This is a genomic window from bacterium (genome assembly GCA_036524115.1).
Classification (GTDB): Bacteria; JAUVQV01; JAUVQV01; order JAUVQV01; family DATDCY01; genus DATDCY01.
This window is the reverse complement of record DATDCY010000144.1, coordinates 1-21,606: the sequence shown is the minus strand read 5'-3', so window position 1 is coordinate 21,606 and position 21,606 is coordinate 1. Positions and strand designations below refer to the sequence as shown.

The window sequence follows — 21,606 nt, the reverse complement described above, 5'->3', positions numbered from 1 at the left end:
TTCGGCAACCTCAACAACCACGACCCGAAGCGCCGCCGCAAGATCCTGCTGCACCGGCGCGAGATCGCCAAGCTCACCGGCAAGGTCAAGGAGAAGGGGCTGACGCTCGTGCCGCTGAAGATCTACTTCAAGAACGGCCTGGCGAAGGTCGAGATCGGCGTCGGGCGCGGGAAGAAGCTCCACGACAAGCGCGAGGCGATCAAGCGCCGGGACACGGAGCGCGAGGCCCGGCGGGAGATGAGCGTCAAGGTCCGGGTGTGATCCCGCAGTCGTCGAAGTCCGGCTACGCCGGCGACGGGGGGAAATGACGACATGGCCGCGGGACGGTTTCGCGGAAAGAAGGCGGCGTTCACGGTCGCGTACGCCGCGGCGATGGTCCTGCTCGGCGTCGTGGGGCTCAAGATCATCGACCGGGTGGTGGGCGCCCGCGAGGCGTCGCTGGGACTGGAGTCAGCTTCTCCCCAGCTCACGATCCGCTCTCTCGAACTCTTCCCGTACGAGGGTTTCCACGTGCAGGCGAACTTTCGGCATCGGGGCCCGATGCCCTGGGAACTGCACACTCCCGAGGCCGACTTCGATGTTCGCACCGGCGACATGGGCTTCTTCATCGATTTCTCCCTGAAAGACCCTCCGCCGAAAGCCGCGGACGAGTTCCGCATCATCCTGATCGGCGGCAGCGGCGCGCAGGGCTGGGGGGCGACGAGCAACGAGAAGATGTTCTACAAGTTGCTCGAAGCCAATCTCAACGGTCGATCGCCCCCCGTGGGCGCTCGCGTGCGAGTCATCAATCTCGCCATGGGCGGCACCATCACGTACCAGAACTTCGTGGCCCTGAACCGCTGGGGGCACACCCTGGAGCCGGACCTGATCCTGGCCTACGTCGGGCGCAACGACTTCTATGTCCCCTTGCAGCATGAGGCCGGGACTGACGCCCATACAGGTTTCGAAAGCCTCAACGCCTTTGCCTTGGCGCTCCGGGGCGAGCAGTACCCGCCCCGCCTGGCCTGGCTCGTGAAGCTGATGCCGAACGTGATGAGTCGCACGAGCATCGGTCTTGGCATCAAGCTCGCCTGGGGCTGGGAGTACTTCCGGCAGACGGCATGGACGAGTTACTGGGCGGCGAGGGGGCTGGAGCCCAAGGACGCGAAGCAGGTCTTGGACAAGACCGCCATCCCCCTGTTAGTCCACAGCCTTCGTTCCATCAAGCGGGACTTCGAGGGGGTGCCGATCATGATGGTCTGGCAGCCCATCCGCGAGGAGGGCCCGGCCCTGATTGATCATCTCGGGCCGAACTTCTATGAGGAGATGTTCGAGCGGACCAAACGCGAGCTCGACGGGTTCATGAACGGGCGATGGTACTTCTATGACCTGCACTCGACGAGCAGACTGAGCACGCGGGGCAGCTTCCGGTTCCACCTCGACGATGAAGCCCATCAGATCACGGGGAAGCTGCTGGCCGATCAGGTCGCGAACATCATGCCCGCGCTCCTGCAAGACCGCAGCCGGCGCGTTGCGCAAGGGCTGCCGGCCGGCTACGGGCGCGAAGAGGACGGGCGGCGGTAGCGGCCGAAGGCCCGGCCCTGCCGCCCGCCCTCAGGCGCCCCCGAGGACTTCCCGCAGCGTCTCGGCGAACGCCCGCGTGCCATAGGGCTTGACGATCACGCCCCGGAAGCCGTGGGCCCGGTACTCCGCCATGACCGGATCGTTGGAATAGCCGCTCGACACGATGACGCGCGCACCGGGGTCGAGCGCGAGCAGCCGGGTCACCGCTTCCTTGCCCCCCATCCCCCCGGGGACGGTGAGGTCCATGATGACCGCCCGGAACGGGCGCCCCTGCTCCAGCGCCTGCCGGTAGAGCGCCAGCGCCTCCTGCCCGTTCTCGGCGGCGGCGGCGTCGTAGCCGAGCGACCGCAGCATCTCGACCGCAACGGCGCGCACGACCTGCTCGTCGTCCATCACGAGCACGGCGCCGTGCCCGACGTGCGGCGCCTGCTCCCCGCGCGGCGCCGCCGGCAGCGTCCCGGCGGCGCGCGAGGCCGGCAGCCAGACCCGGAAGGTCGTCCCCTTCCCGGGCGTCGATTCGACCTCGATGCCGCCGCCGTGTCTCTTCACGATCGAGTATGCCGAGGTCAGCCCGAGTCCGGCGCCGTCCGGCTTGGTGGTGAAGTATGGATCGAAGATCCTGCCGCGGTTCTCCTCCGCAATCCCCCCGCCCTCGTCGCGGACTTCGACGACGACGTAGTCGCCCGCCGGAAGACCGGCGGCCTCTGCCGCAGGCGCGGCGTTGCGCACGACGAAGGAGATCCTTCCGCCCCCTGGCATGGCCTGAACGGCGTTGATGACCAGGTTGTTGAAGACCTGGCTCATCTGGCCCGCGTCGACCTCGACCGGCCAGGTCGCGCCCTCGACGGAGAACTCGGTCCTGACGCTGCTGCCCGAGAGCCAGAAGCGCGCCGATTCCTTGAGGATCGCGACGATGTCCGCGGCGCGCCGCACCGGAGCGCCGCCCTTCGAGAACGTCAGCAGCTGTCCGGTGAGTTCCGCGGCGCGCCCGGCGGCCGCCTCGGCCCGCTCCAGGTGGTCGCGGGCGGAATCTCCCGGGCCGAGCCTCGCCCGGGCCAGGCTGACGTTGCCGAGGATGCCGGTCAACAGGTTGTTGAAGTCGTGGGCGATGCCGCCTGCGAGCACCCCCAGAGCGCGCAGCTTCTCGGCCTTGAGCAGCTCGTCCTCGAGGCGCCGTTTCTCCGTCACGTCCCGAAAGACCAGAACGACGCCGATGATCTCGCTCTCGCGGTCGCGGATCGGCGCTGCGGCGTCCTCGATGAGGATATCCGTGCCGTCCCGGCGCACGAGCACCGTGCGGCCGGGGAGCGAAACCGCAACCCCGTCCGCCAGGACCCGCGCCACGACGTTCGCGCACGGCTCGCGGGTCTGCTCGTGCTGGATCGCGAAGACCTCGCAGAACCGCCTGCCCACGGCCTCCGCGGAGCTCCACCCCGTCAGCTCCTCCGCGACCCGGTTCACGAGGGTCACGAGCCCGTCGACGTCCGCGACGATGACCCCGTCGCCGATGCTCCGCAGCGTGACGGCGAGGCGTTCCTTCTCTTCCGAGAGGCGCAGCTCGCGTTCGCGCAGCGCCAGGCTCATCGCGTGGAACTCCTGCGTCAGGTCGGCGATCTCGTCATCCGCGACAGCGGGGACGGCCTCCGGGGGATGACCGCTGCGGAAGCGGGCCGCGGCGGCGTGCAGGTTGAGGATCGGGCCGACGACCGTTCTGCCGATCACGACCTGGGCGGCCACCAGGAAGAGCAGGCCCAGGACCAGCCCGATGAGCACGCTCGAGAGCACGACCGATCGCAGCGAGGAACGCAGCGGGGCTGCCGAGAGCGCCAGCCGCGCATAGCCGATGGTCGTCTCCGGCGCCTGGGGGATGCTGAACCGGATCGGGACGTAGAAGTCGAATCGTTCGGACCCGGCGAGGCGCAGCGGCTCGGTGTCCCCCCCGCGGAAGTGTTCCACGGCCTCGGCGGCCGGGAGCTGCCGCAGTTGCTCGAACGGATAGGCGTCGATCGGGCTCCAGATGGCGGAGAAGACCTGGACGAACGCCACGTCGCCGCCGCGCACGATGTCCGCCGCCTTGGCCAGCAGATCGAGGTCCTCGGCGGCCAGGCCGGCGGCGGCGGCCCGTGCCAGCGACTGGCAGAGCGCCACCCCGCGGGCGACGATCTCCTTCTCGGCGGCCGCGCGGAAGAACGCGGCAAAGAGTAGCGTGCTGGCGAGGGTGATGCTCGCGATGGAGAGGACGAGGAAGAGCGAGAACCGCCGGCGAAGGGGGACTCTCACCTCAGCGTCCGCAGCGGGATCACGCCGTAAGAGTCGATCAGCTGCTGGCCCCGCGCGCTCAGGGCAAAGTTCACGAACGCCTTGACCTCCGCCCTCGGCGGCGTCTTGACGATCAGGTAGAGCGGCCGGCGCAGGGGGTAGGAACGGTCGATGATCGCCGTCCGGGTCGGCCTGACGCCGTCGAGGGCGAGCATCTTCACGGCGCGGCGGCGCGCGCTGGAATAGCCCGAGGCGCCGAATCCAGCCGGCGTCTTCTCGATGAGCTGCTCGACGATCCCCGTCGAGGCCAGCTCGGCGACGGACGAGCCGCGGGAGGGCGGAGCTCCCTTGAGGACGAGCGCGCGGATCGAGGACTCGACGCCGCTCAGTCCCGTCGTGGGCCTTTGCAGGAAGACCTGGATCGGTCCCGCCGGGCCGCCGAGGCGCCGCCAGTCCCGGAGGGTGCCGCCGAAGACGCCGGCCGCGTCCGCGAACGAAATCGAGTCGATCGGGTTCGACGGATGCACGAGGAAGACGAGGGCGTCCCACGCCACCTGGATGAACTCCACGTCGAGCGGATCCGCGGCGATCCTGCCGCGGCAGGAGGCAGCCAGGTCGGCCCTGCCGGACGCCAGGTCCTCCAGACCGATGACGCTGCCGCCGCCCCGGACGAACATGCGCACGCCCGTGAGCTTCTCGTAGTCGGCGGCGAGATCCGCGAGGTAGCCGACGTTGCTCACCGAGCAACCGCTCGCGACCAGCCGCGGCTCGGACGCGCCGTGGGCGAGGGGGGCAGAGACCGCGACGGCGACGACGAAGGAAAACACGCCAAGCGCTCTTCTCATCTCACGCTTCCCGATCACCGTACTCAAGAATACCTGAACCAGCTGACGAGGACAATGCCGAACCGTTGCATCGTTTCGCGCAGGCGCGTATCCTAATAAGGGTGTTGGGCCTCATGCTCGATCGGGGGAGAAACGGTTTCGACCGGGACAGTTGAGGTCATGGCAGCAGGCCGAGGTTTCCTCGGAACCTCGTTAAAAAACTGGGGAAAATAAGTAATCGCCAACACCGATTACGCTCTCGCGGCTTAATACCCGCGAGCGTCCTGCCTTCCCCGCCTGACGGGGAGATCCAGGGCGTCGACTAGTCAGGCTGGCTGAAAGCACCTCGCCCGGGGGGCTGTAGGCGAGATCAAATCGGGCTGGCCTTGGTCGCTACCCTGTCGGCGGGGTGAGATCAGGGCGAGATGAAAAACACCGAACAAGCCTGTAGACGTCGTGGCCGAAGGTTTCGGGACACGGGTTCGACTCCCGTCTCCTCCACCATTGCCCGCGCCAGGGCCCAGAGGTTGCCCTGAAGTGCGAGATCGACCTCCAGCGCCCTGCCCGGCCCCTACGCTTCGACCCCGGATGACGCCTGCCGCAGGCTCGTGATGTCCCGCAGCGGCGGCGCCCCGAAGAGCCGGCTGTACTCACGGCTGAACTGCGATGGGCTCTCGTAGCCGACCTCGTACGCCGCGGTCGCCGCGTCCCGGTGCTCGGTGAGCATCAGCCGCCTGGCCTCTCGCAGGCGCAGTTCCTTCTGGTATTGCAGGGGGCTGAGCGCGGTCATCGACCGGAAGTGGTGGTGAAAGGTCGAGGCGCTCATGCTGGCCTGCCGCGCGAGGTCGTCGATGCGCAGTGGCTGCGCGAAGTTGTTCTTCAGCCATTCGATGGCCCGCGCGAGCTGGTGGCTCTGGCTGCCCCCCGAGGCGATCTGGCGCAGCCGCGCGCCCTGGTCGCCGACCAGCAGGCGGTAGGCGATCTCCCGCTGGATGATCGGCGCGAGGATCGGGACGTCCTGCTCGTCGCCGAGCAGGTCGACCAGTCGCTGGAAGGCGCCCAGCAGCGGCAGTGTCACCGCGCCGGTCGCCATGCCGCGGCTCGACTGCTGAGTTCGCGGCGTGGGGAGATTGCCGTCGACCAGGAGCCGTGAGATCTGGCGCTGGTCGAGCGTCAGCCTGAGCCCGAGATAGGGCCTCTCCGTGCTCGCTTCGACGATCTGCACGACCGTCGGCAGGTGCACGGACGTGATCAGGAAGTGGTGCGCGTCGTAGACGAACGAGTCGCTCCCGAGGAGGACTCGCTTTGCGCCCTGGGCGACCATGCAGATGCTCGGCTCGTACATGCCGCTGATCGGCTCGGTCACGGCGTCCCGCCGATAGAGCGAAAGGCCGGGAACGGCGGTTGTGTGACGCTCGCCTTCGGCGGTCCATCGGGCAATGCTTTGCTTCAGGGCCGCGATCGCGACATTCAGGCAGCCGCTCTCGGAACTCCGCAGAACATCCTGATTCTTCATCTTTTTCTCCATGTGTATCTGGAGATGACGATATGTCTGGGAACGACCCCCGTCAACTGAAAACACTGCGCTCGACACGATCAGGCAATAATCCCGCAGGATTGGTCTACCGGCCCGGGTGTCTGCACGCGTAGGTTGTGATCACACAGCAATGGAGGAGATCATGAACTTCGAATTTCACAACCCGACGCGGATCGTCTTCGGCGCCGGCGTGCTTGCACGGCTGGGCGGGCTGGTGCGCGAGCACGGCACGCGCGCCCTGCTCGTCACCGGCGGTGGCAGCGTCAAGCGCAGCGGCGTGTTCGAGCGCGCGGTCGCGAGCCTGGAGGCCGCCGGCGTCTCCGTCGTGGAGTGCGCCGGGGTCGAGCCCAATCCGCGGATTTCGACGGTGGTGCGTGGCGCGCAGATCGCGCGCGACGAGCGTTGCGACGTGGTCGTCGCCCTGGGCGGCGGCAGCACCATGGATGCAGCCAAGGTGATGGCGGCGGCCGTCCTCCACGACGGCGACCCCTGGGACATGATGTTCCACGGGCAGGCGATGGGCGCCCCGACGCGTGCGCTCCCGATCGTCACGGTGCCAACCCTGGCAGCCACGGGCTCGGAGATGAACAACGGCGCCGTCATCACGAACGAGAGGACGACCGTGAAGTCGTTCGTCAAGGCGGACTGCCTCTACCCGCGCACCGCGCTCGTCGACCCCGAGCTGACGCTGAGCGTGCCGCCGAATCAGGCCGCGTTCGGCGTCTGCGACCTGATCACCCACGTGACCGAGGGCTACTTCAACGGCGTCGACGGCACCCCGTTGCAGGACCGCTTCGCCGAGGGGGTCGTGCTGACCGCTCTGGAGTGGGGCCCGAAGGCGGTGTCCGACGGACGCGACCTCGAGGCGCGCGTGCAGGTGCAGTGGGCGGCGCTGGTGGCGCTCAATGGCTGGGTGCAGGTCGGCACCGCAGCGGCGTACCCGGTGCACATGATCGAGCACGTGCTGTCCGCCCACCACGACGTCACGCACGCGGCCGGGCTGGCGGTGGTCAACCCGGCCTGGATGCGCTTCGCCGCGAAGGTCCGGCCCGCCCGCTTCGCGCAGTTCGCGCAGCGGATCTTCGGGGTGCCGGCGCGGCAGGGGGACGAGCTCGGGTGCGCCCTCGAGGGCGTCGACCGGTTCGAGTCGTTCCTCCGCTCGATCGGCTGCCCGACGCGCCTGTCGCAGCTGGGCATCGGCGACACGCTTCTCGCGCGCTACGCCGGGGACACGGTGCGCACGATTCACGACGGGGAGGGGCGTCTCCCGGGCCGCCCGCCGCTGACCGAGTCGGACATCGTCGAGGTACTGCGGTCGGCGCTCTAGACCGATCGCCGGCGATGAGCTGAAGAGAGGAAAGAGAACATGGACGGACAGATCTCGCGCCGCTGGTTCCTGAAGGGGGGTGCCGTCGCGCTCGGCGCGCTCGCCGCAAGCGAGCTGGAAGGCGTCGCCGGCGCCTTCGCCGCACCCGCGGACAAGTCCCAGGTCTTCTTCACGAAGGACATCAGCGCCGACGGGCTGCTCAAGGTCTACGCACGGATCAGCGGCAACATCATCGGCAGGGTCGCCATCAAGCTCCACACCGGCGAGCCGAACGGCCCCAACATCCTGCCGCGGGAGATGGTGAAGGCGCTGCAGCGGAGCATCCCCGACAGCGCGCTGGTGGAGACGAACACCCTGTACAAGGGCAAGCGCTCCACGACGGCGGACCACCGCGAGACCCTCAAGATCAACGGCTGGGACTTCTGCCCGGTGGACATCCTGGACGAGGACGGCGCGGCGATGGTCCCCGTGAAAGGCGGGAGACGCTTCACGCAGATGTCCGTCGGCAAGAACATGCTCGCCTACGACTCGATGGTGGTGCTGACCCACTTCAAGGGGCACGCCATGGGGGGGTTCGGCGGCTCGATGAAGAACATCGCCATCGGCTGCGCGGACGGGCGGGTCGGCAAGACGATGGTCCACGCCGCCCCGGACAACGACGACTACGCGACCTGGCTCAAGGGCGAGCCCTTCCAGGAGAACATGGTGGAGTCCGCGAAGGCCACCGTCGACCACTTTGGCCGGCGGATCGTCTTCGTCAACGTGCTGCGCAACATGTCCGTCGACTGCGACTGCGCCGGCGTGCGCGCCGCGCCGCCCAAGGCGCGCGACGTGGGCATCCTGGCCTCCACCGACATCCTGGCCGTGGACCAGGCCTCCATCGACCTGGTGTACGGGCTGCCCGACGAGGAGTTGCACGACCTCAAGGAGCGCATCGAGTCCCGCCAGGGCCTGCGCCAGCTGTCGTACATGAAGGAGCTGAAGATGGGCAACGATCGGTACGAACTGGTCGCGCTCTGAGCGGCACGTGTCAGGTGAACTCCAGGAGGATCCGATGAAGAAGCGCACGTTGGGGAAGAGCGGCCTCGAGGTCTCGGCCCTGGGGCTCGGCTGCATGGGCATGAGCTTCGGCTACGGTCCGGCTGCCGACAGGCGGGAGATGATCTCGCTGATCCGCACGGCCGTGGAGCGCGGTGTCACGTTCTTCGACACCGCAGAGGTCTACGGGCCGTTCACGAACGAGGAACTCGTGGGCGAGGCTCTCGCTCCTTTTCGGGGATGGGTGGCGATAGCCACGAAGTTCGGGTTCAAGCTCGATCCCAACGGCGGGCCGCAGTGGGTCGGTCTCGACAGCCGGCCGGAGCGCATCAGGCAGGTCGCGGAGGCCTCGCTCACGCGTCTCAGGGTCGATGCCATCGACCTGTTCTACCAGCACCGCGTCGACCCGGAGGTGCCGATCGAGGACGTCGCCGGGGCGGTGAAGGACTTGATCCGGGAAGGCAAGGTCAGGCACTTCGGCCTCTCCGAGGCAGGGGTGCAGACGATCCGCCGCGCCCACGCCGTCCAGCCCGTGACTGCCGTGCAGAGCGAATACTCGCTGTGGTGGAGAGAGCCTGAAGCGGCATTGCTCCCCACTCTCGAGGAACTCGGAATCGGTTTCGTCCCGTTCAGCCCGCTGGGCAAGGGCTTCCTCACGGGAAAGATCGACGAGAAGACGACGTTCGACAGCTCCGATTTCCGCACCATCGTTCCTCGCTTCGCCGCGGAGGCGCGGCAGGCGAATCTGGTCCTCGTCGATCTGCTGCGCATGATCGCAGCGCGGAAGAAGGCCACGCCCGCCCAGATCGCGCTCGCCTGGCTGTTGGCGCAGAAGCCGTGGATCGTCCCCATCCCGGGCACGCGGAAGCTGGAGCGCCTGGACGAGAACCTCGGGGCGGTTGCCGTCGCGCTCTCGCCCGACGACCTCCGCGAGATCGAGGACGCGGCGTCAAGGATCACGGTGCAAGGGGCTCGTTACCCGGAGAAGCATCAGACGATGAGCGGTCGCTGAACTGCAACAGCCGCGATGAGACTGAATTGTCTGAGACCCTCAACTGCTTGCCTGGTACTCTCGTTCCTGTGGACGCCGACGCTCACCGTGGCGAACGGGAGGAGTATGGTTCCCGCCGACAGCCGGGGCGATGAGATGAGGAAAGGGGCGGCCATCGTACACAAGGGCCGACACTTGAACGCCGATGACAGCGTGCGCAACCTCCTCGACCACCCCGCCTTCGCCGGCTTCGCTCGCCTGCTCTTGCCGTGGGACGGCCGTCGCTATGACGAAGCCGTGCGCCTGAGCGATATTGGCTCGCTCCTGCCGTATCACAGCCACGTGGATGCGGCGACGGTGGTCGGCGCGCTCAATCGCATGATCGACGATGTAAACAGCGGTCACGACGTGTTCTATCCGTTCTACAGTGAGGAACAGAGACGGGAGCAACCCGCGCGCGACCATACAGGTCTGTTCTTCTTCCGCGGAAGGCCCAATTCGCCCTTTGCCGTGGTATCCCCCGGCGGCGGGTTTGCCTACGTCGCCTCCGTCCACGAAGGGTTTCCCTATGCCGCCGAGATCAGCGCCAAGGGCTACAACGCCTTCGTGCTGCGCTATCGGGCAGGCCATGGCGGCGCGGTCGCCACCGAGGACCTGGCTGCTGCCATCTCCTACATCTTCCGCAACGCGAAGGCGCTCGGCGTCGACACCCGGGGCTACTCCCTGTGGGGAAGCTCGGCCGGCGCACGGATGGCGGCTGCCGTCGGTTCGCACGGCGCTTCCGCCTATGGCGGCGACAGGCTTCCAAGACCATCAACCGTCGTGATGGCCTACACGGCCCATTCAGACTACTCGTCCGCTGAGCCTCCGACATTCGTCGTGGTTGGCGAACAGGACGGAATCGCCCCGCCGTCGACGATGGAGAGACGAGTCGCGGCCCTGCGCAGCGCGGGAACACCGGTGGAGTACCACACGTATGGAAGTCTCGGTCACGGCTTCGGGCCAGGAACCGGGACCAGCGCCGAAGGCTGGATCGTGAACGCCGTGCGGTTCTGGGAGCAGTTCCTGACCCGACGGAACTGATCGCGCGTGAGATGAAGACGGGCAACGACCGGCACGAGCTGATCGGGCACCGAAAGGGTGAAAGGTCAGGTTGGCTGCGCAGGATCAAACGTCCAGGAGAATGATGCACGTGAGCAAGAAAGTGTTGGTGCTGTCCTCAAGTCCGAGAAAGGATGGGAATTCCGAGCTGTTGTGCGACCAATTCGTGTTCGGAGCGCGCGAGGCAGGGCACGACGCCGAGAAGGTCTTCTTGAAGGACCGGAAGATCAACTACTGCACGGGTTGCGGCACCTGCTCTGAAGGTGCCAAGCGCTGTCCCCAGAAGGATGACATGCCCGAGGTCCTCGAGAAGAAAGATACGAGGTCACTCCGTTGGAGCTGCTGTTCGACCTTGTCTTCGCGTTCGCGTTCTCCCAGCTCTCGCAGCATCTCTTGACCCACCGCTCCTGGCGCGGCGCACCCGACCGCCCGCGTGCTGTGGTGGGCTCGGTCGGGCTCTGGGCGCTGAACTTCGGGCGTTCTCATCAGGGCATCATCCGGGATCTGGAGGCGACGAGGGATCCCATTCGCGCCGCCCGCCACGCGGTGAACGCGCTGGCTGCCCTGGTTGCCGGACTCATCGCTGTGGCGGTCGCGAATGAAGGGGTGATCACTCACCCGCAGGGGCGGACCTCGTTGGCGCTGAGCCTGCTGCTGGGCGGGGGGCCGATCCTCTTCCTGGCCGCCCAGGGCCGGTATCTGTGGGCGGTGCCGAAGGTCCGGTCGCGGCTGCATGTGCTCGGAGGGGTCGCGCTGCTGCTCGTTGGCCCCGCCGCACCGGCAATCCCACCCTATGGTGCATTCTTTCTTGTCGGCGCGAGAGTCTCGACTCTCGCGGTACTCGGCCGGTAGCGTTGCGGGGAAGAGGCCATCAGGAAAGGAGTTCAGATCATGGAGATCAAGAGAAGCGGCTCACAGCCGTCCGGGCGGGGGCCGGCGGAGTGGTTCACCGGGACCGTGCGCATCGCCCCGCTGTTCAACCCGCCCGAACCCGCCCGCGCTTTCGGCGCCGCGGTCACCTTCGAGCCCGGCGCGCGCACGGCCTGGCACGCGCACCCGTTGGGCCAGACGCTGATCGTGACCGCAGGCAGCGGCCGGGTGCAGCGCTGGGGCGGCCCGGTCGAGGAGATCCGGCCGGGCGACGTGGTCTGGATCCCGCCGGGCGTGAAGCACTGGCACGGCGCCGCGCCCGCGACGGCCATGACCCACATCGCCATCCAGGAGTCACTCGACGGCACGGCAGCCGAGTGGATGGAGAAGGTCAGCGACGAGCAGTACGACGCGCGGCAGGCGAGAGAGGAGGGTACGAAATGACAAACGTCATCGTCGTCATCGGTGCGGGACTCATCGGTCAGGCGATTGCTCGGCGAGTCAGCGCCGGCAAGCATGTGCTGCTGGCCGACCTGCGCCGGGAGAACGCCGACGCGGCCGCGAAGGTCCTCGGCGACGCCGGGTTCGAGGTGAGCACCGCGATCGTGGACGTCTCCTCGCGCCCGTCGGTCCATGCGCTGGTCGAGCGTGCGACGGCGATCGGCGCCATAACCGGCGTCATTCACGCCGCGGGTGTATCCCCGACGCAGGCGTCACCGGAGACGATCCTGAAGGTCGATCTGTACGGCACCGCGCTCGTGCTCGAGGAGTTCGGCAACGTCATTGCGCATGGCGGCGCGGGTGTCGTGATCGCTTCGCAGTCGGGGCACCGCCTCCCGGCGTTGATGCCCGCGCAGGACAAGGCGCTGGCAACCACGCCCGCCGACGACCTGCTCGCGCTACCGATGCTCCAGCCGGACCAGGTGACGGACCCGCTCCACGCCTACCAGGTCGCCAAGCGCGGCAACTCGCTGCGCGTGATGGCCGAGGCGGTGCGGTGGGGCAAGCGCGGCGCTCGGGTCAACACCATCAGCCCCGGCATCATCTGCACACCTCTCGCCAAGGACGAGCTGGCCGGTCCGCGCGGCCCGGGATACCGCCGCATGCTCGAACTGTCTCCGGCGGGGCGCATCGGCACGCCGGACGAGGTGGGGGCCGTCGGCGCCCTCCTGATGGGGCCGGACGGCGCGTTCATCACCGGCAGCGACTTCCTGATGGACGGCGGCGTCACCGCTGCCTACTGGTACGGTGACCTCGCTCCGAAGTAAAGGAGACGGCACCATGGAGATCACCAGAAGCGGCTCATCGCCGTCTGGCAAGGGCCCGGTCAGCGACGAGCAGTACGGCGCGGGAGGAGGGGCCAGTGGCTCGGCGGGCCAGGCCCGCGAGATGGGGAAGAAGGCATAGGGCCCCGCGCTCGATCTCCGTGGTTGACGCCGCCGCCCCCGAAGGCGTAGACATAGGCGCCCGGGCGGGCAGAAGGCGACCTTCACGGGCTGGTCAATACATGGCGAACGAGAGATCCCGGTCCCTGCTGCTGATTCTGGCGCTGGGCGTGCTGTTCGCGGCAACCGTTGCCGCCCGCACCGCGCACTACGGCCGCTTCGTCCAGGAGGGGCGGGCGCTCATCGCGGATCCGGACAGCGTCTACCACCTGCGCCTTGCCCGGGTCATCGACCATCAGTATCCCTCGGTGCCCTCGCGCGACAGCTATCTGAACTATCCCGGCGGCGCCGAGATCCTCTGGCCGTTCCTGCAGGACCTGACGACCGCCACCGTCAACCATCTCGGCCCCTGGCGGTCGGACGGCGCCCTGGAACGGATATGCTTCTTCTACCCGGCGGTGATGGCCGGCCTGGCAGCGGTGCTCGTCTTCCTCTGGTCCAGCTCCCTCGGGATGGGGCAGGGCGGGGCGCTGCTCGGTGCGCTCTTCACGACGCTGATCCCCGCCCAGATCGCCTACAGCTTCGGCGGCATGTACGACCACCACGCGGGCGACCTCGCCTACGCCCTCCTCTTCTTCTTCGTCGTGACACGCGCCTGGGGCCTGAGGTCCCGGCCCTTCTCCGAGCCTGGCACGCTGGTCACGCACGTCGTGCTGGCGGTGGCCACGGTCGCGATGTTCCTCAATTGGCTGGGCAGTTCGATCTACGTCGTCATGCTGGCGGCGGCGGTGGCGGCCTGGGTGGCGCTGGGCCGCACGACTGAGGACCGCTCCCGTCCCGTCTTCCTGCAGCGCCTGGGCGCTTCCCTCGGTCTGGCGGCCCTCCTCCTCGGCGCCACGCTGCTCGCCGTGTACGGGCCGGGCAGGATGATCCGGGTGGAGAGCGAGCGGCCGACGGCGTTCTACCCGCTGCTCCTGGCAGGGGCGGCGTCGTGCTCTCTCCTGGGCGCGATGCTCCTGCGCGAGGGCAGGGGGGCCTTGCGCAGGGTCCCGTTCTGGGCCGTCGCGGGCATCGCCCTCGCCGTCGCCGCCGTCATGGGCGGGGCGTTCCTGCACGCCTTCGACTACTACCTGGTGGTCAGGCGCGGGCCCCTGGCGACCATTTCCGAGTTCAGCCCGCTCTTCCTGCAGCGCAATGCGGCCGGCGACGGCTGGGTCTTCACCTTCTCGAAGATCGGGATGTCCGTCTCGTGGGCGCTGCTGCTCTGCCCCTTGTTCGTTGCCGGCATCTGGCGCAGGGGAATGGACGGCCAGGGGTCGGGGCGGGGTTTCCCCGCGCTCCTTTTCCTCTCGGTGTTCCTGATCCAGACGCTCATGGCCCTGCGCCAGTATCGCTACGCCAACGTGCTCGCGGCACCGTTGGCGATGGGGACCGCCTGGCTCGCGACGCAGGCCTTCGTGTCGTTGAGGGGCGCGCCCCCCGATCTTTCGCGCGTCCTGCGCGCCGGCGGGGTCTGGCTCGCGGTGGCAGCGGGGATTTCGCCCGGGCCGTGGTATCTGAAGACGAAGCTGAACGACCCCTACCGCGACACGGTGCACGCCGGCATCATGCGGTCGATGGCCTGGCTGGCCTCGAACACACCCCCTCCGTCCGACTACTTCGATCCGGCCGCCGCGCCGGCCTATGGGGTCATGGCGCCGTGGGACATCGGTCACAACGTCATCGGTGCCGGGCGGCGGCCGGCCATCGCCACCGGCTACCTGGACGCGCTCCCCGGGGACTACTTCAGGCAGTCGGCGGAATTCTTCGTCGCCGAGGACCCGGAGTCCGCCAGGGACATCATGGAGCGGAACCGCCTGCGGTACGTGGTGATGTACAACCACGAGAACTCCGTCCGCTGGTCGGCCCTCATCAGCGGGCGAACGGACCTGGGCCAGGCCCTGGCCAACGGCGGGATCACGGGGCTCTACGACACCGGGGCCGTGCCGGTCTCGGTCAGACTCTGGTCCAGCGCCGGTTCCGCCGTGGACACGGGGCGGCACCTCGTCGGCGGGACGAAGTATTTCCGTCTGCTGTGGCGGGACTACTTTCGCTACCCGGACGGCACCCTCGACACCACCATGATCTTCGGCCTGGTGCCAGGCGCGACCTTGACGGGGAAGGCCCCTCCCGGCAGGCCCGTGGCGGTGGTGCTCGGGCTCCAGGACAACCTGGGGAGCTCCTTCGTCTACCGGGACGTGGCCACGGCGGACGCGGCGGGGTGGTTCGCCTTGACGGTGCCGTACCCCACCGATGGCCCCAGCGGCGCCGTGCGGCCCACCGGCCCGTATCGCGTACAGGTGAAGGACACCGACGCGGTCGCCGAAGTGCGCCTCGACGAGAACGCCGTCCAGAAGGCCGCCCGCATCCAGGTCTTCCGTTGAAGCGGGCGCTGCGGCAGGGCAGAGGCTGAGGCCGGTCTAGCGCCACGGGCCGTGCCGGCCGCGACCGCTACGGCCGCCCGTAGCCGGCCGGGAGGCCCAGCGCCACGCGCCGGCGGCGCTCCTCCAACAGGTCCGGCATCACCGTCCCGATGCGCCCGGCCAGGAAGGTGCCGACCGCCTCGTGGCCCGCGTCGTCGAGGTGCGTCCCGAACGGCCCGTTCGGCATCGACGCGCTCAGCCGGTGCACGTTGACGAACATCCAGCGCTCGTTCATGAAGCCGACCACCTCGCGCTCGATGCGGTTGTACATCACGTTGTAGAAGCCCGGCCCCATGGCGGCGTCCCCGGCCTTCACCTCGTCGCGGGCCGCCTGCCAGGCCACCACGATCGGCACGCCGTCGAAGTCCCGCTTGATCGAGCGCAGGCTGTGGACGATCCGGGGGATGACGTTGTCGGCGACGACCTGCCGTATCGTGTCGGTCCGCTGGCCGCGCGCCGCCTTGTAGCTCTGCTCGGCCCGCGCGCGGAAGTGCTCCCAGCCCCAGGCGAGCTTGATGCCGAGGCCGATGCTCGTGCGGCGCATGGTGTTCGGCATCAGGCGGACGAGCCACGCCATCCCCGGCGGGTACTCGTCGCCGCGCATCGCCAGCGAGAACGCGTCGAGGTCGGTGAAGCCGAAGAACGCGTCGGTCCCCTCCTCGTGGGCCAGCGGCACGTAGAACTCGTTGCGGCCGATGTAGGCGAGGATCAGGTCCGGCTCCAGGGCGTGGCCCCACTGGTTGAGGGCCACGAAGTTCTGATAGATGGAACTGCCGCCCATGGCGAGGTTGATGACCCGCACCCGGACCGCCTGCGCCGCGAGGGTGCGGTTCAGCGCCCGCTCGAGCACCGCGGCGAACGTCCGCTCGTTGCGCGTGGCCCCCCAGCCCTGCGCGCCGCTGCCGCCGACGACGACGATCCGGAATTCCTCGGGGCCCTTGGGGGGCGGGTCCTCGAGCGAGAAGTCGATGAAGTACCCCTTGTCCCCCGTCCGGATGTCGTAGTCCGCGTCGGGGTTCTGCGGCTCCCACGGCATGGGGCCGCGGTGGCGGGTGTTCGCCTGCACGTGGAAGCCGTCGTAGGGGAACAGCTCCAAGGTGCGGATCGTCGTCCCCGGCGCGCCGAGCGCCACCGAGATCCTCGCGTCCCTCCCCACCGCCCAGTCGACGACCCTGAGGCCGGCGGCGAACAGGAGAACCGACGCGGCGACCCAGGCGGCGGCGATCGCCGTCGTTCGCAGCGTCCGCCAGGGTTGCGCCGGCGGCGGGACGGTGGCGGGCCTGGTCTTCATGAGGTCGTCCGGGGCCGGGCCAGACCGTGTCATTCGCGTGGCCTGAGCGGACGCTGCACCTGGTCGAGCGCCTTTGACAACTCGATTCGGCTCTCCATTCGGCGGGGGTCGAGGTCCACCGCAATCCGGAGGTATCCTGCCGCTTCTTCCGCACGTCCCGTGAGTCGCAGCGCCCGGCCGAGGTTATGGGCGGCATCCGCGTCGGGATGCAGGCGGTAGTATTCCCGGAAGTGCTCGAGCGCCTCCCCATTGCGCCCCTGTTGCCAGAGGATGATTGCCAGGTTGTTGTGGGCGATCCAGGCGCCGGGGTTCCGCCCGAGCGTGTCACGCCAGAGCGTCTCGCCGTTCGCGTACAAGCCACTCTGACGCCACGTGAGGCCGCCGAGGGTCATCAGGACCGCCGCCCCCAGCGCCGCCGCGCCCGCGCGCACGGTCCGCGCCCCGCCGGCCGTCTTTCCCATCGTTCCCTGCATCCTGCAGGCGAGCGCGGCGGACGCACCCGCGAAGAGCGAGACGATCCCCATGCTGGCGAAGTACTGGAAGTGCTGTTGCACAAACGCGAAGCGCATGAAGTAGACGTTGAAGAAGCCGAGCGCCGGGAAGACCATTGCCGTGAACCAGCCCAGCGCCGCCAGCGGACCGCGCCCGATCCGGCCTCGCAGCACCCAGAGCCCGGCGGCGGCCGCGACGGCGCCCATCGGGAACAGCCACGCCGGGAGCGAGCCCGTAATCTCCCAGCGGGTGGGGATGAAGACGAGATCCGCCGGCCAGACCAGGGACCAGAGATAGAACCAGAAGGAGCGTCCCGCGATGAGGATTCTCTCCCCGACGCTCCAGGCGAACTCCTGGCCGGAGGCGCCAAGGTGGCCGCTCTCGAGCCGGGCGGTCAGCAGGCCGAACCCGCCGCCGAGGGCCGCGAACGGCGCAAGGGCAAGCAGGTCTCGCGCACCGACCGCGCCCTTCTTCCACCAGAGGATCGCGGCCAGGCCGAGGGGCATGAGCGCGACGGCGGTCTTGCCGAGCAGCGCGGCCAGGAAGAACAGCAGCGAAAGTGCATAGCGCCGCGTCCGGCGCGCGGAGCCCGCAGGTTCCTCTTCCAGAGCGGCGCGCAGGAACAGGCAGGCGCTGATCATCATCAGGAAGCACGAGAGCGTGTTCTTGCGCTCGGTTATCCAGGCCACTGACTCGACGTTCGCCGGGTGCAGGGCGAAGACCGCGGCCGCAAGCCAGGAACCCGGAACGCCGAGGAACGCCAGGGATTGCCAGAGGAGGAGGGCGCTGCCGGCATGGAGGAGGACATTCACGAGGTGATAGGAGAAGGGCCGCAGCCCGGACGCCCGGTAGTTGAGCCAGAAGCTCGTGTGGGTGAGGGGGTAGTACTGGATGCTGGCGCGCGGGTCGGTCCAGATCCTTGCCAGGCCGCCGGGGCTGGTCATGTTCTCGTTGGTGACGATGTTGTCCGCGTCGTCCCAGATGAACCCGCCGTCAAGGGCGGGCGAATACGCGACGACGACCGCGGCCACCAGCGCCAGGCCCGGAACCAGCACATGGAGGAGACGTCGGGACACGGCCATGCCGCCAAGTGTTGCAGTTCGGTCGAAAGCCTGTCAATCGCCGCCGCGACGGGGGCCCTCCCCGCGGGCGGCGACCAGCGCGAGCGGGGCCCGGCGTGCGCTCGCGTCTCCTTGAAGCCCCCGGGCGCGGCGGCTAGAATGCCGCCCTCATGGACCGCGCGCCCGAGAAGACGCCGGCGGCGAACCGGGCCCTGCTTGCCGCCGCCCTCGCGGGGCTCTGCTGCCTCGTCACCACCCTTCTCTACGGCGAGCGCTTTGCCCGGGTCGAGCGCGGCGTGCAGCGCGTCACGGCGGCCTACGCCTCCGCGGAGTTCGAGAAGCCGGCGCTGACCCTGCCCGCGCCCTTCCCGGACCGGGGCCGGCTCACCGACCCGGCCTGGGGGCCCGTCCCGGTGCGCATGGCCCGGGACCTGGGGGTCGCGACGACGGCGCTGCAGGACGGCGCCGTCTACTACTGGACCCCGATCTACCGGTACCAGTCGGCGGGGCCGCAGCCGCTCGTCGTCGCGCCGGACGTGCACTACGCCCCCGCGCTGAAGACGGCGAAGGCGCCGCCGGGGCCGGCGCGTCCGGTCGCGATCGCGCTGTGCGTCCTGGTGGCGGCGCTTGCCGCCGGCCTCCTCGCCTCGGCGCGCGGCCGGCCGCTGTTCGTGCAGGCCGGCAGCGCCGGGCTGCGCCTGGCCTCGCTGCTCTGGATGTTCGGGGTGTTCGGCTTCTTCAGCATCTACATCAACGACGAGGAGCGATACTTCCGCATCTCGGAGAAGCTGCTCTCCTGGGGGGCGTCCTACGCCGACTACCGCTACCCGATCGGGCTGCCGCTGCTCTACACGCCGCTGCGGGTGGTCTCCGGCATCGTCGACCCGCAGCGTTTTGTCCTGCTCTTCAGCGCCCTGAGCTTCCTGACGATCGGTCTCGGCGTCGTCGTGGCGCTGCTGCGCCTGCTGCCGCGGGACGAGGAGGGCGGCAGGATGGCGCTCGGCGCCGGCCTGGCGCTCGCGCTCTACCCCTGGCTCGCCACGCTGCCGGTCTTCCGCGTGGCCGGCGGCGCGCGGCCGGCCACGCTGCTCGGGCTGGTCGTCTCGCTGCCGGTGGAGGTCAACTTCCCGCTGGCGCGGCTGTTCGCCACCTGGGTCGGCTACAACGCGCTCTCCGACACGCCGGCCGTCTTCTTCGGCCTGCTCGCCCTGCTGGCGCTGCGGCGGCGCGACGGGCGCGCCTGGCTCCTCGCCGGCGGCGCGCTGCTCGGGTTCGCCTGCCTCGTGCGGCTCACGGCGGTCTTCCTCCTGCTGCCCGCGGCCTGGGTGCTCTGGCAGCGCCGGGACGAGCTCGATCGCGGCGGTCTGGCGGCGTTCCTCGGCGGTCTGGCGGCCGTGGGCTCGCTGCAGCTGCTCTGGAACCGTCTCGTGCTCGGCGACTTCCTCGTCTTCGGGTACGTCAGCGACGCGCGGGCGTACCAGGGGTTCGAGTGGCGGCAGCTTCCGGCCGGCATGCGCGTTCTGGGCCAGGCGCACTACCAGCTGCTGGTGTTCGCCGGCGGGGCCCTGCTGCTCCTCGCGAAGCGCCGTCCTGCCTGCGCGACGCTGCTGGGGCTCCTGGCGGGGCCGACCTTCGTCTACCTCCTCGGGTACTACTTCGTTCCCAACGATCCCCTGCGCCTGACGCTGCTGCCGCTGACCGTGATGCTCGCCGCCGTGGGCGCCGCCGGCGCGCTCCTGCGGGGCGAGCGCGCCTGGTGGTTCTTCGCGGCGTTCGTGGCGACGCTGCTCTTCTCCCCGGTCCACCCGCGGGGGCCCCTCTTCGTGACCGTCCCCGTCTGGCTGGGGCCGGCCTGCTGGGTCGCCCTGGCCGCGGTGGTCGCGGCCCGCACGCGCGAGTGGCTCGTGCCGCTGCTGCTCGTCCTCTGCGCGCTGCGCCTGCCGGTCGCGGCGGTCGGGTTCTTCCTCGCCTGCCTCGGCGCCATCGTGGTGGAGCAGTTTCGCACCGGCGGGACCCTTGCGCCGACGCCCGCCGGCGCCGCGCCCGCGCCCCGCGGGTGACACGTGCGCCGCGCGCAGGTACCCTGAGCCGGCCATGCACCTCGCAAACGTGACCGTGCGGCCCGAGCGCTTCCCCGTGCGCGACCGCTATCCGTTCTGCCTGCCGCAGATCCAGACGCTCGGGCGCGTCGCTTTCGATGCGCCGGTGACGTTCTTCGTCGGGGAGAACGGCTCGGGCAAGTCCACCCTGCTCGAGGCGATCGCCCACGGCTGCGGCATCCACCTCTGGCGCGACGACAGCCGCCGCCGGGCGGTGCAGAACCCGCACGAGCGGCGCCTGGCCGACCACCTGGAGGTCGAGTGGACGGCGGGGAAGGTGCCCGGTTCGTTCTTCGGCGCCGACATCTTCCGAAACTTCGCGGCCATACTCGACGAGTGGGCGGCCGCCGACCCCGGGCAGCTCGAGTACTTCGGCGGGCGCTCCCTGCTGACGCTCTCCCACGGCCAGTCGCTGCTGGCGTTCTTCGCGAGCCGCTACCGCATCCCGGGCCTGTACCTGCTGGACGAGCCGGAAAGCGCGCTCTCGCCGCGCAGCCAGGTCGAGCTGCTGCGGATCCTGGCCCGGGAAGGCGGCGCGGGCCACGCGCAGTTCATCGTGGCGACGCACTCGCCGATCCTGCTCGCCTGCCCGGGCGCGGCGATCCTCAGCTTCGACGAGGCGCCGCCGCGGCGCGTCGCGCTCGCGGCGACGGACACCTTCCGCCTCTACCGCGACTTCCTCGCCGACCCGGACCGGATGCTTGCGGACGATCGCGCACAGGACGTTGTCGCGCCCGAGGCCATCGTCGCCGGCTATGTGCCCGGGTGCATCGGGCGCGTGGCGGAACTGCACGGCGCCTACTACCACGAGCACTGGGGCTTCGGCGTCTTCTTCGAGGCGCGGATGGCGACGGAGATCGCGGCGCTCTTCAACCGCTTCGATCCCGCGCGCCACGGATTCTGGACGGTGTCCGCCGCCGGCCGGGTGGAGGCATCCATCGCCATCGACGGGTCGGAGGCCGCCGAGAAGGGCGCGCACCTGCGCTGGTTCATCATCTCGGACGCGCTGCGGGGGCGCGGCCTCGGCAACCGGCTGCTCGACACCGCAGTCGGTTTCTGCCGCGAGCGGGGCTTCCCGCGCGTCGACCTCTGGACCTTCGCCGGTCTCGATGCGGCCCGCCACCTCTACGAGAAGGCCGGCTTCCGCCTCGTCGAGGAGACCCGGGGGCGCCAGTGGGGCGTCGAGGTGACGGAGCAGCGCTTCGAGCTGTCGCTGCGGTGAGGCGCCGCCGGGTGGTGCGGCGGGCGCCGGCGCGGGCTCGCCGCCGGGCGCTGGCCGCCCTGTGCCTGGCAGCGCTTGCCGCCT

Annotated in this window: 19 protein-coding genes, 1 other RNA gene and 1 pseudogene; 16 read left to right on the top strand and 5 right to left on the bottom strand. The window is 69.3% G+C overall.

Annotation, left to right across the window (positions count from 1 at the left end; all coding sequences use genetic code 11):
• Both VI078_06965 and VI078_06960 read left to right on the top strand, forming a co-directional pair.
• Positions 1-261, top strand: a 261-nt coding sequence (locus tag VI078_06965; GenBank protein HEY5999031.1) for an SsrA-binding protein, incomplete at its 5' end; no start/stop codon positions are given.
• Positions 262-312: 51 nt separating this feature from the next.
• Entirely contained in the window at positions 313-1,563 is a 1,251-nt protein-coding gene (locus tag VI078_06960; protein ID HEY5999030.1) for a hypothetical protein, read from the top strand.
• 30 nt (positions 1,564-1,593) lie between these two features.
• Here the strand turns inward: VI078_06960 and VI078_06955 are convergent, their stop codons facing one another.
• Entirely contained in the window at positions 1,594-3,843 is a 2,250-nt protein-coding gene (locus tag VI078_06955) for an ATP-binding protein (GenBank protein HEY5999029.1), read from the bottom strand.
• A complete protein-coding gene (locus tag VI078_06950; GenBank protein ID HEY5999028.1) occupies positions 3,840-4,667 on the bottom strand; it encodes a substrate-binding domain-containing protein in 828 nt (275 codons plus the stop codon). Before VI078_06950 ends, VI078_06955 begins: the two co-directional genes overlap by 4 nt.
• Positions 4,668-4,790: 123 nt before the next feature.
• Here VI078_06950 and ssrA point away from each other — a divergent pair.
• Positions 4,791-5,150: a transfer-messenger RNA gene (gene ssrA, locus VI078_06945) on the top strand.
• A 67-nt stretch (positions 5,151-5,217) separates the two neighbouring features.
• On the opposite strand, the gene VI078_06940 is transcribed toward ssrA, so the two are convergent.
• Positions 5,218-6,120, bottom strand: coding sequence for an AraC family transcriptional regulator (locus VI078_06940; protein ID HEY5999027.1), 903 nt, complete (start codon positions 6,118-6,120; stop codon positions 5,218-5,220).
• On the opposite strand from VI078_06940, the gene VI078_06935 reads away from it, so the two are divergent.
• The 11 genes and pseudogenes from VI078_06935 to VI078_06885 all read left to right on the top strand — a co-directional run bounded on the left by VI078_06935 (position 6,055) and on the right by VI078_06885 (position 15,318).
• Entirely contained in the window at positions 6,055-6,222 is a 168-nt protein-coding gene (locus VI078_06935) for a hypothetical protein (GenBank protein HEY5999026.1), read from the top strand. The genes VI078_06940 and VI078_06935 overlap by 66 nt on opposite strands.
• A 103-nt stretch (positions 6,223-6,325) precedes the next feature.
• A complete protein-coding gene (locus VI078_06930) occupies positions 6,326-7,510 on the top strand; it encodes an iron-containing alcohol dehydrogenase (protein HEY5999025.1) in 1,185 nt (394 codons plus the stop codon).
• 39 nt (positions 7,511-7,549) lie between these two features.
• Positions 7,550-8,530, top strand: a complete 981-nt coding sequence (locus tag VI078_06925) for a DUF362 domain-containing protein (GenBank protein HEY5999024.1) — start codon at positions 7,550-7,552, stop codon at positions 8,528-8,530.
• A 34-nt stretch (positions 8,531-8,564) separates the two neighbouring features.
• Positions 8,565-9,560 carry an aldo/keto reductase gene (locus tag VI078_06920; protein ID HEY5999023.1) on the top strand — a complete coding sequence of 332 codons (996 nt, stop codon included), beginning with the start codon at positions 8,565-8,567 and terminating at the stop codon, positions 9,558-9,560.
• Between the two features lie 135 nt (positions 9,561-9,695).
• A complete protein-coding gene (locus tag VI078_06915; GenBank protein HEY5999022.1) occupies positions 9,696-10,622 on the top strand; it encodes an alpha/beta hydrolase in 927 nt (308 codons plus the stop codon).
• Positions 10,623-10,731: 109 nt separating this feature from the next.
• A pseudogene (locus tag VI078_06910) lies at positions 10,732-10,953 on the top strand (flavodoxin family protein).
• A 20-nt stretch (positions 10,954-10,973) separates the two neighbouring features.
• Complete coding sequence (locus VI078_06905; protein ID HEY5999021.1) at positions 10,974-11,492, top strand: low temperature requirement protein A; 519 nt, start codon at positions 10,974-10,976, stop codon at positions 11,490-11,492.
• Positions 11,493-11,531: 39 nt separating this feature from the next.
• Positions 11,532-11,954 carry a cupin domain-containing protein gene (locus VI078_06900; protein ID HEY5999020.1) on the top strand — a complete coding sequence of 141 codons (423 nt, stop codon included), beginning with the start codon at positions 11,532-11,534 and terminating at the stop codon, positions 11,952-11,954.
• Positions 11,951-12,778, top strand: a complete 828-nt coding sequence (locus tag VI078_06895; GenBank protein ID HEY5999019.1) for an SDR family oxidoreductase — start codon at positions 11,951-11,953, stop codon at positions 12,776-12,778. Before VI078_06900 ends, VI078_06895 begins: the two co-directional genes overlap by 4 nt.
• A 13-nt stretch (positions 12,779-12,791) precedes the next feature.
• On the top strand, positions 12,792-12,917 hold the full coding sequence (locus tag VI078_06890; GenBank protein ID HEY5999018.1) for a hypothetical protein: 126 nt from the start codon (positions 12,792-12,794) through the stop codon (positions 12,915-12,917).
• Positions 12,918-13,017: 100 nt separating this feature from the next.
• Positions 13,018-15,318 carry an STT3 domain-containing protein gene (locus tag VI078_06885; GenBank protein HEY5999017.1) on the top strand — a complete coding sequence of 767 codons (2,301 nt, stop codon included), beginning with the start codon at positions 13,018-13,020 and terminating at the stop codon, positions 15,316-15,318.
• Between the two features lie 67 nt (positions 15,319-15,385).
• Here the strand turns inward: VI078_06885 and VI078_06880 are convergent, their stop codons facing one another.
• Entirely contained in the window at positions 15,386-16,648 is a 1,263-nt protein-coding gene (locus VI078_06880) for a hypothetical protein (protein HEY5999016.1), read from the bottom strand.
• 29 nt (positions 16,649-16,677) lie between these two features.
• Complete coding sequence (locus VI078_06875; protein ID HEY5999015.1) at positions 16,678-18,216, bottom strand: tetratricopeptide repeat protein; 1,539 nt, start codon at positions 18,214-18,216, stop codon at positions 16,678-16,680.
• Between the two features lie 155 nt (positions 18,217-18,371).
• On the opposite strand from VI078_06875, the gene VI078_06870 reads away from it, so the two are divergent.
• Entirely contained in the window at positions 18,372-20,261 is a 1,890-nt protein-coding gene (locus VI078_06870; protein HEY5999014.1) for a hypothetical protein, read from the top strand.
• Positions 20,262-20,295: 34 nt separating this feature from the next.
• Positions 20,296-21,522, top strand: a complete 1,227-nt coding sequence (locus tag VI078_06865; GenBank protein ID HEY5999013.1) for a GNAT family N-acetyltransferase — start codon at positions 20,296-20,298, stop codon at positions 21,520-21,522.
• Positions 21,523-21,606 lie beyond the last annotated feature (84 nt).

Bases quoted from the DNA above. Each gene is read 5' to 3' on its own strand.
- VI078_06865 (HEY5999013.1), top strand. From the start codon at position 20,296: ATGCACCTCGCAAACGTGACCGTGCGGCCCGAGCGCTTCCCCGTGCGC.
- VI078_06960 (HEY5999030.1), top strand. From the start codon at position 313: ATGGCCGCGGGACGGTTTCGCGGAAAGAAGGCGGCGTTCACGGTCGCG.
- VI078_06900 (HEY5999020.1), top strand. From the start codon at position 11,532: ATGGAGATCAAGAGAAGCGGCTCACAGCCGTCCGGGCGGGGGCCGGCG.
- VI078_06915 (HEY5999022.1), top strand. From the start codon at position 9,696: ATGAGGAAAGGGGCGGCCATCGTACACAAGGGCCGACACTTGAACGCC.
- VI078_06885 (HEY5999017.1), top strand. From the start codon at position 13,018: ATGGCGAACGAGAGATCCCGGTCCCTGCTGCTGATTCTGGCGCTGGGC.
- VI078_06890 (HEY5999018.1), top strand. From the start codon at position 12,792: ATGGAGATCACCAGAAGCGGCTCATCGCCGTCTGGCAAGGGCCCGGTC.
- VI078_06895 (HEY5999019.1), top strand. From the start codon at position 11,951: ATGACAAACGTCATCGTCGTCATCGGTGCGGGACTCATCGGTCAGGCG.
- VI078_06920 (HEY5999023.1), top strand. From the start codon at position 8,565: ATGAAGAAGCGCACGTTGGGGAAGAGCGGCCTCGAGGTCTCGGCCCTG.
- VI078_06880 (HEY5999016.1), bottom strand. From the start codon at position 16,648: ATGAAGACCAGGCCCGCCACCGTCCCGCCGCCGGCGCAACCCTGGCGG.
- VI078_06950 (HEY5999028.1), bottom strand. From the start codon at position 4,667: ATGAGAAGAGCGCTTGGCGTGTTTTCCTTCGTCGTCGCCGTCGCGGTC.
- VI078_06925 (HEY5999024.1), top strand. From the start codon at position 7,550: ATGGACGGACAGATCTCGCGCCGCTGGTTCCTGAAGGGGGGTGCCGTC.
- VI078_06870 (HEY5999014.1), top strand. From the start codon at position 18,372: ATGGACCGCGCGCCCGAGAAGACGCCGGCGGCGAACCGGGCCCTGCTT.
- VI078_06930 (HEY5999025.1), top strand. From the start codon at position 6,326: ATGAACTTCGAATTTCACAACCCGACGCGGATCGTCTTCGGCGCCGGC.